This is a genomic window from Micromonospora sp. S4605, from assembly GCF_003176715.1.
Taxonomy (GTDB): Bacteria; Actinomycetota; Actinomycetes; order Mycobacteriales; family Micromonosporaceae; genus Micromonospora; species Micromonospora echinaurantiaca.
In genome coordinates this window covers 1-8,237 of sequence record NZ_QGSW01000437.1, presented here as the reverse complement: position 1 = coordinate 8,237, position 8,237 = coordinate 1, and the positions used below count along the sequence as shown (strand labels likewise).

General features: G+C 67.8%; 7 protein-coding genes and 1 pseudogene. 5 read left to right on the top strand and 3 right to left on the bottom strand.

Annotated features, from left to right (window positions below):
* Window positions 1-310 precede the first annotated feature (310 nt).
* Together DLJ47_RS33485 and DLJ47_RS37690 are read right to left on the bottom strand one after the other, a co-directional pair.
* A pseudogene (locus DLJ47_RS33485) lies at window positions 311-1,158 on the bottom strand (RNAseH domain-containing protein).
* Window positions 1,159-1,253: 95 nt separating this feature from the next.
* Window positions 1,254-2,060: a M23 family metallopeptidase gene (locus DLJ47_RS37690; protein WP_109906134.1), complete on the bottom strand. Its 807-nt coding sequence runs from the start codon at window positions 2,058-2,060 to the stop codon at window positions 1,254-1,256.
* A 229-nt stretch (window positions 2,061-2,289) separates the two neighbouring features.
* Here DLJ47_RS37690 and DLJ47_RS33475 point away from each other — a divergent pair, with 229 nt between their 5' ends.
* The 4 genes from DLJ47_RS33475 to DLJ47_RS33460 all read left to right on the top strand — a co-directional run bounded on the left by DLJ47_RS33475 (window position 2,290) and on the right by DLJ47_RS33460 (window position 6,555).
* A complete protein-coding gene (locus DLJ47_RS33475; RefSeq protein ID WP_109906132.1) occupies window positions 2,290-2,946 on the top strand; it encodes a hypothetical protein in 657 nt (218 codons plus the stop codon).
* A 323-nt stretch (window positions 2,947-3,269) separates the two neighbouring features.
* Complete coding sequence (locus tag DLJ47_RS33470; protein ID WP_109906138.1) at window positions 3,270-4,154, top strand: SDR family oxidoreductase; 885 nt, start codon at window positions 3,270-3,272, stop codon at window positions 4,152-4,154.
* Between the two features lie 77 nt (window positions 4,155-4,231).
* Window positions 4,232-6,064 carry a glycoside hydrolase family 15 protein gene (locus DLJ47_RS33465; protein ID WP_342447664.1) on the top strand — a complete coding sequence of 611 codons (1,833 nt, stop codon included), beginning with the start codon at window positions 4,232-4,234 and terminating at the stop codon, window positions 6,062-6,064.
* Window positions 6,061-6,555 (top strand): SRPBCC family protein, encoded by a 495-nt coding sequence (locus DLJ47_RS33460; protein ID WP_233258159.1) that lies wholly within the window; start codon window positions 6,061-6,063, stop codon window positions 6,553-6,555. The genes DLJ47_RS33465 and DLJ47_RS33460 overlap by 4 nt, the downstream gene beginning before the upstream one ends.
* Before the next feature lie 109 nt (window positions 6,556-6,664).
* Here the strand turns inward: DLJ47_RS33460 and DLJ47_RS33455 are convergent, their stop codons facing one another.
* Window positions 6,665-7,462 (bottom strand): hypothetical protein, encoded by a 798-nt coding sequence (locus DLJ47_RS33455; RefSeq protein WP_109906129.1) that lies wholly within the window; start codon window positions 7,460-7,462, stop codon window positions 6,665-6,667.
* A 309-nt stretch (window positions 7,463-7,771) separates the two neighbouring features.
* Here DLJ47_RS33455 and DLJ47_RS33450 point away from each other — a divergent pair, with 309 nt between their 5' ends.
* Window positions 7,772-8,122 (top strand): glycoside hydrolase family 15 protein, encoded by a 351-nt coding sequence (locus tag DLJ47_RS33450; RefSeq protein WP_109906127.1) that lies wholly within the window; start codon window positions 7,772-7,774, stop codon window positions 8,120-8,122.
* The last annotated feature ends 115 nt before the right edge of the window (window positions 8,123-8,237 follow it).

Here is an 8,237-nt window from a genome sequence, read left to right as displayed (position 1 = left end):
CCCCGGACGCCCACCCGGCTCCACCAACCGCAGGCCGGCGCCCCGCCACGACGTCGGCAAAACGATCAAACGTGACCGGAGCATCACCGCACGTAAACGGCGCACGGGTTAAACGACAAGCTCAGGCTCGGCGACGGGTACGACCATCACACCCAAAGCCCTGTGGAAACGCACCGACAGACGGCTGTGGCGCAGGCTTCACGCGCTCTGACGGACGACCAAAGCGGCGAGCACGGGTCCGGCGCCCACCACAGTGACGGATCGCCTCGGCCCGACATGGCACGGTGCAGGCGTCAGTCAGGACTTATTCTTATTCGTCGATGTCGGGCTCCTCGTCGGCTGATTGTGCGGTGCGGCGGTACCGGGGATGGTCTTCGTCCATCTGTATTGCCGCGTGCAGGGCGACGGGGTAGCGGGCGCGGCCGGACCAGTACATGGTTTGGTGACAGAGTTGGGCGGTGGCGAACGCGAGCGCTTCGTGGGAGACTCGGTCGTTGAGGGCGATGGGGAAGATCTCGGTGGCGGTCATCGTGTATCACGGTTCGGACATCTCACTCTTGCGGCGTTCTTCTCGATTCTCGGAGATGACGGAGCGTTTCGCGTCCCACCGGGTGTATTTGGCGCCGAGTCGGCCCGAGTTTCCGCCGTCGTAATTACGGGGAACATTACACAGGAGCCATACCGGGGTGCCGAAGTCCGTCTCGATCTCGTACAGAGCGTTGGTCGTCTCACCCTCCTTTTCGCCGTCTCGTGTGCTGAGCACGCGCGTGTATGCGACCGGCGGAGGCACTCTGTCGTCGGCGATGTTGATGCGGATGATCGCGTCGGGGCGTTCATCCTCTTGGAGGCTGTAGCCGGGAAGCCAGTATTTGCTTTTGCCCGGGCCGGGGTGGCTGCTCTGCTTGCTGTTCTGCAATCCGTCCCAGATGCGTCGGGCACTGTCCTCGTCGACGGTGACGACGTAGGGTCGGCCGTCGAGCTCTTCAACGAGGTCCTCGAGGGCGCGTTCGATGACGGCACCGATGTCGTCCCAGCGCTGACGGTAGGACTTCTTGCCGCCGGCTCCTGCGGGTACTGGATGGCGTGGAACTGGTTCTGGGCCGAGCGGTAGGGCTGCCAGTGAGGAACGGCCGAGCTCCAGCCACGCAGTTGCCACACGTCGCCGCGTGCCGCTGGCGGGACCAACGCGGAGGCCGGCCCGCTTCTGATGCAGCGAGCCGGCCGGGCGTCTCCGAGGCCATCCCCGGGATGGATCAGGCAGGCACCGTCCCGTTGAGGTACGCGTTGATCTGGTCGATCTCCAGTGCGTTGAAGACCTCAGGCTGGGCGGCGGCCTGATTCGAGTTGATGATCCGCTTGAACAGGTTGTAGTGCGCCATCGACCGCAGCCCGATGACGCGGTTGGGGGTGACCAGGTAACCGGTGCCGCCGGTGCTCCAGATGAGGTACATCAGTCCATCCTTAGTGACAATTTCAGGGGGAGATCCGGGCGCCCCGGCGTACGGGGCACCCGTGAGAACCGACTCGGGGTTAACTCGCTGACCGTTCGGCTGGAAGATCTCAAGATGCAGGTGCGGGCCGGTGGAGTGGCCGGTGGATCCCACGTTGCCAATGTGCTGGCCGGCGGCGACCTGCACGCCCGCCCCGACTCTGGGAGCCTCCCGCATGTGCCCGTAGACACTCCGCCAACCATCGGCGTGCGTGATGGTGGCGTTGTGGCCAAGGCCGCTCGCGCTGTACGAGACGCTGGTTACGGTGCCCGCCGCGATCGAGCGGATCGGATAGCCGAGGATCCCCGAGTAGCTGTAGTCCGTGCCGTTGTGCATCCTGGACTCGCCAGTGATCGGATCTGTCCGCATCCCGTACGGAGACGTGATCGGGACCCATTTGTCGAATGGCCGGTTCCATCTCGGCGTCGCGCCGTACGCGGCTTCTGCGAGCCATGCCTCCGGAATGATGCCGGCCGCCAGCGTGGCGGTGACCAGGCCAAGCAGATGGCGACGGTCGATGCCACGCGACGCCGCCCCATCCCCCGGCGATGTTTCGTCGAATGTCTGCATTCGGCCCCTTGCTCACGACGAATGACGACCGGAAACAATCCGCACCGAGGAGATCACCGAAGGTGACTTCTGCTCAGATTCAGGTGGCCGCTGGTTCGGGACGGACTGACCAGCCCCTTCGGCGGTGAACCAGCGAGCCTGCGTCCATCTGGGATCTTGAATATTAAGGTATCTAACTCAATTGGTGTCAAGGCTCGGTTTTCGCCGGGCCGGTACGGTCCGAAACCGCGTGAGCCGGGTGCCCTACCGGCTGGCCATGCCCGTGCCGAAACCCGCCCGACAGGCGACCGTCGGCCTGCATGCGGTCACCTTCGATGACGACCCTGCCCTCCTCGGCGCCGTAGGCACCCGCCTCGACGGCCTCGTCGTCGCCGGATTCGGCGTCGGCCCCGTTCCCGAATCCCTCGTCGACACCCTCACCACCCTCGCGGAACGGATCCCCGTTGTCCTCACCTCCCGCACCCCCGCCGAGCCGACGCTCACCCACACCTACGGTTTCCCCGGCTCCGAGCAGGACCTCATCGCACGCGGCCTCATCCCCGCCGGCTGGCTGCACCCCTACAAGGCCCGCATTCTGCTACGCGCCCTCCTCAGCGGCGAAGCGAAGCCACAGGAGGTCGCCACAGCGATAGCCACCGCAGGCGGGTTCACTGAGCACACCGCTTGGTTCTTGTCGATGACCAGGCCGGCCCCCGGGTCGGCGCAGCTCGTCGTCCAGGATCCGGCGCAGATCGTCCTTGGCGGCCAGGTCGAGGTCCCCGGACAGCCTGATGGTGCAGACCTCTCCCGACCGGTCGACGTGATGCCGCCAGACGATCTCGGGCTCCACGGGGAGCACCTCCAGGCTCTCGGTTGCGCACATGCCATGCCGTCGACCCGGGCTTGAACGGGCCGGCCGATGCCGGCGCAGGCCACGCACGGGCACGCGACCGGGACCGGCTCGTACCTCCCTCGGGTTCGCGGGTTCGCCCTGGTGCGTCGACCCGGCTCCGTTCGCCAAACGACTCTCTCCTGCAGATACCGCGCGAAACGCCTCCAGTGCGGCGGTTACGAGGTGGACCAAGGCGGTGGCGAGTCCCAGCGCCACCACCAACAGACGGAGCGTGCCGGCCGCAGGCGGCCCGTTTTGGGCACGGGCCAGACCGGGGCGGACGGTGTTTGCCAGGTTCGGAAAGGGGAACGACGGCGGGGCCGACGAGGAGGTTTGTGATGAGCGGTGCCGTCGATCAGCCCACGCCACCCTTTCGCGGGCAGTCGCAGTCGAGGCCGGGGCTGGACGCGCGGATGGACCCGCCGCCTCGCAATCAGGCGCCCGCGTTGCGGGGGTCCGGGAAGCTCGGCGGTTGCGTCGCGCTGATAACCGGTGGGGACAGCGGTATCGGCGCCGCCGTGGCTGTCCTGTTCGCCCGGGAGGGCGCGGACGTGGCGATCGTCTGCCTGCCCGAAGAGCTTGAGGACGCGGACCGCGTGCGCGAGTTGGTGGGGCGCGAGGGGCGGCGATGCCTGGTGCTGACGGGGGACGTGAAGGACTCGTCGTTCTGCGACACGGCGGTGGAGCGCACCGTCGCGGAGTTCGGCAGGCTGAACATCCTGGTGAACAACGCGGCCGTCATGTTCCAGTACTCGTCGCTGTCCGACGTGTCCGACGGTGAACTCGACGAGTTGTTCCGGACCAATGTCTCGGGCTACTTCTACATGGCCCGCGCCGCGATGCGACACCTGCCGACGGGCGGGTGCATCGTCAACTGCGGCTCGGTGGCCGGCTTCGAGGGCAATCCGTCGCTGATCGGTTACGCCGAGACCAACGGCGCGATACACACGTTCACCAAGTCGCTGGCGACGGAGCTGGTCTCGCGGGGCATCCGGGTGAACTGTGTGGCGCCCGGGCCGGTGTGGACACCGCTGAACGCCTCCAGCCGCACTCCGGAGCAGTTGGCTGGGTACGGCGACGCAACCGACGGCGTGCCGCTGGGCCGGCCCGCCCAGCCCGAGGAGATCGCCCCTGCGTTCCTCTTCTTCGCGAGCAACGCGGACAGCAGCTACGTCACCGGTGAGACCTTGGCCTTGTTCGGTGGGCAGGTCCTCGCCCGCTGAGCAGGCCCGACACCGGACCTGCATGCCTCATCTCTACGGTCGAAGTCCTGCAACTGTCGGTCTCGACCGGGTAAGGAGTGCGCATCGTGCTTGACCTGGACCCGCCCTTGCGAGCGGTCCACCGGCCCGACGGATACCTTCGCTTGGAGGACCTGGGGGTGATCGGGGACGGCGCGACCGTGGCGCTCGTCGGAGTGGACGGCTCGATCCCCTGGCTGTGCCTGCCCCGGTTCGACGCCGACGCGGTCCTCGCCGGTCTGCTGGACAACCAGCGCGGCGGACACTTCACCGTCACCCCGCCGGACCTTCGCGAGGGACGCCAGTACTACCTCCCGGACACCGCCGTGCTCGTCACCGAACTACGCACGGACACCGGTCTGCTCCAGATCACCGACGCCATCGTCGTACGCCCCGGCAGCGACCTCACCGACGACGCGCCCGCCGGCCGCTGTGAACTCGTCCGCTCGGCGCGTGTCCTCAGCGGCACCATCCGACTGGACATCGACCTACGCCCCCGCGACGGCGGCCAGACCCGCGCCGCGCTCGACGGTGTGGAACTCCGCCCCTCCCGGTGTCCCGACCTGCGACTACACCTACGCGCCAACAGACCGCTGACCAGCCTGCCGGCCAGTTTCGACCTGCACGAAGGCGAACAGGTGGACCTGGTCCTCTCCTGGGGTCGGATCCACCGCCACCACCGCTTCGACGCCGAGGAGATGCTGGCGACGACGGCCGACGCATGGCGACGCTGGATGACCAACTTCGCCTACAGCGGGCCGCAAGAGCCGCTGGTCCGTCGCGCGGCGATCACCCTCAAACTGTGTGACGACTGGGTCAACGGCGCGATGGTCGCAGCACCCACGTCCTCACTGCCCGCACCGATCGGCGGCGTCCGCAACTGGGACTACCGCTACGCATGGATCCGCGACGCCTCATTCACCGTGTTCGCCATGCGCCGCATCGGATTCGCCAACGAAGCCGATGCCTTCCTCGGATGGGTACTCGACGCCTTCGAACAGACTCCGGAACCACGAATCATGTACACCCTCGACGGCCGGCCCGTGCCCGGGGAGGTCGAGGACCCAGGACTGAGCGGCTACCGCGGTTCCGCCCCCGTGCACTGGGGCAACGGCGCGGCCGACCAACGTCAGCACGACGTCTACGGAGAAGTACTCGACTGCGCCGACCAATGGGTACGCGCTGGCGGGGAGCTTCAGCCGGCCCTGTGGGCCAAACTCCGCGACCTCGCCCACGCCTCCGAGCAGGCATGGCAGGAACCGGACCAGGGAATCTGGGAAGTGCGGAACGACAGCCGAGTGCTCACCTACTCGACCGGCATGTGCCAGGTGGCGCTGGACCGGGCGGCAGGTCTCGGCGAACAGCTCGGACTGCCAGGGCCGACAGACCAGTGGCGCACGACGGCCGCAGCACTGACCCGACGCATCCTCGAACAGTCCTGGGACGACAAGGCCCAGACGCTCAGCGCCCACCTCCACGGCGGCGGCGCGCTCGACGCGAGCCTGCTGGCCCTGCCCCTGCGGAAGGTGATACCCGCCACCCACCCACGGATGATCGCCACCGCCTCCGCCATCGCCGCACGCCTGGACGCAGGAGATGGGCTGCTCTACCGCTACCTGCACGACCAGACGCCGGACGGCATCGAGGGCGACGAGGGCGCCTTCGTGCTGTGCAGCTTCTGGCTGGTCGACAACCTCGTCCATCAGGGCCGCCTCGATCAGGCGCACGACCTGTACGCGTCCCTGTGCGCGAGGACGAGCCCGCTCGGTCTGCTGGCTGAACAGATCGACCCCACGACGGGCGGCTTCATCGGCAACTTCCCGCAGGCGTTCAGCCACATCGGGATCATCGCCAGCGGCGTGAACCTGGCCCGAGCCGGGGAGACCGCATGACCCCCGCCCGCACCCAGACCCGATCGCGACGGGAGAAGGCGATGATCGAGGTCTGCCGAGTCATCCCCACCACGGCCGAACGGATCTTCGCTGTCCTGGCAAACGGCTGGAGCTACGCGAGCTGGGTCGTCGGCGCCGCCCACATGCGGGCCGTCGACGACGGCTGGCCCGCCGTGGGCACCCGAGTCCACCACCGGATCGGCCCATGGCCACTGCACATCGACGACCGGACGATGGTGCGCAGGATGGAACCCGAACGGCTGCTCGAACTCGACGCGCACGCCGGACCACTCGGCGTCGCCCGCGTCCGACTGACACTGGAACCACTATCACCCACCACCACCCGGATACGGATGGGCTGGACGACGGTCACGGGCCTCGCCCACCTCCTCCCGAAAGCCACCCTCGCCCCGATCATCCGCCGCCGCAACGCGGAAACCCTGCACCGCGTCGAGGACCTCGCCATGCACCGGCAACTCCCCGCCACATAGGCGTCGACAGGTGGATGGTGCTCGGCGCAGCCACCTCGTGGTTCGATCTCGGCGTCGGGGTCGCGCGCACGCTGTTCGCCACATACCGCACTGCGACGGGTCTTCATGACTACAGGCCGCTGCGCAGCTTCGTCGTCCGTGGGTAAGGGGTGCCGTTGATCGTCGGCGTCCAGTCGGGCACGTTCTCTAGCGCCACCTCGACGAGCTCGGGCGGGGTGACGACCCCGCACTGGGAGTTCGAGGCGGACGCGGGCCGGGTCAGCTCATCGACGTTCAGGGCCGACTCGGTCCCGTCGCTCTGTCGGATGACCGGGCCCCAGATGTTCACGGCGCCGACGGCCCATGCACCGTCCTCGTAGTCCCAGTGGACCGTCGCCTTCTTGATCCGCGCGGCACGGCTCTTCACCTTCGCGGTGAAGCCTTCCGGCTGCAGCGACGTGTAGGCGTGCACGAGGACCTGGGTGGTCGTCGCGACGTGGGTGATGCCCGTCGGGGCTCCTCCTGTCTGTCCTGGCCGGAGGACAGTCCCAGATGCTGCTCGGCCTGACCGTTGCCTCGTCGGGTAGCGGGACTCGGAGACCTCCGGCGTCCAGTCGGGCGCGTACGCCAGGGCCGCGTCGAGGATCGCCGGCGGGGTGACGGTGCGGTAGGAGCGCTCGGAGCCGTCGTCGGGGTGGCTGGTCTCGTTCAGGCGCTGGCGGGACTCCCGGCCGTCCTTGTTCAGGAACGGGCCGGTGACCTGGACGAAGTTGATCCGCCACGCGCCGTCCTCGAACGCCCAGTAGACCTCGGCCTCGGCGACGCGGGCAGTGCGCCCCTTCACCTCGATCGTGACGCCCTCGACGCGGAGCGTCGTGTACGCCTTCACGGTGACCTCGGTCGTGGTTTCGCCGACGGTGATCGTCACGCCTGTTCTCCTTGATACGGTCTGTCGATACAGCTTGCCCGGGAAGGCCCGATACTGCAGGCACGTGTCGGTAGGTCGGGAGGTGCTGTTCGGACTTATCGGCGATCCCACGGCCCGGCGTCGGCCCGTGCGGAGACACTTTCGGCGCAGACGTCGACGCCTCGTTAGTCTCCTCCCCCGGAACGCAGCCGGCACCACCCAGAACACGTCCCAGAGACTGTCGCGTGAGCACATGGACCCGTCGCTTTATCGTCCGAGCGGTGCGGACGCGCACCGACGAGTCGCCCGCCTGGGTCGCGACCGCGACGGATGCGGTCTGTCCGCGATTTCGCGGCAGACGGGGCTGGCCCGCACGGCGGCGGTGCGCTCGACGCGAGCCTGCTGGCCCTGTCCCTGCGGAAGGTGATACCCGCCACCTACCCACGGGTCGTCGCCACCGCCTCCGCCATCGCCGCACGCCTGGACGCAGGGGGCGGGCTGCTCTACCGCTACCTGCACGACCAGACGCCGGACGGCATCGAGGGCGACGAGGGCGCCTTCGTGCTGTGCAGCTTCTGGCTGGTCAACAATGCCTACCGAGCGGGAGACGTCTGGTTGCCAGACAGGTGGGCACGGCCCACGCGCCGCGATCGAACGGCTGGATCATCTCTAGACGAGTAGTTCCGATGTCAGGGGTCGATGTCTGGGTATGAAGAGAGGGCATCCAGGATCATGTTGTGACGCAAGACCTGGACACCCTCTTGACCGCACTGTACGTGAAGATCGACGACACCAT

What these genes read in the sequence shown, in the direction of transcription:
- DLJ47_RS37690 (WP_109906134.1), bottom strand. Translation starts at nt 2,060, where the DNA reads ATGCAGACATTCGACGAAACATCGCCGGGGGATGGGGCGGCGTCGCGT.
- DLJ47_RS33470 (WP_109906138.1), top strand. Translation starts at nt 3,270, where the DNA reads ATGAGCGGTGCCGTCGATCAGCCCACGCCACCCTTTCGCGGGCAGTCG.
- DLJ47_RS33460 (WP_233258159.1), top strand. Translation starts at nt 6,061, where the DNA reads ATGACCCCCGCCCGCACCCAGACCCGATCGCGACGGGAGAAGGCGATG.
- DLJ47_RS33450 (WP_109906127.1), top strand. Translation starts at nt 7,772, where the DNA reads ATGCGGTCTGTCCGCGATTTCGCGGCAGACGGGGCTGGCCCGCACGGC.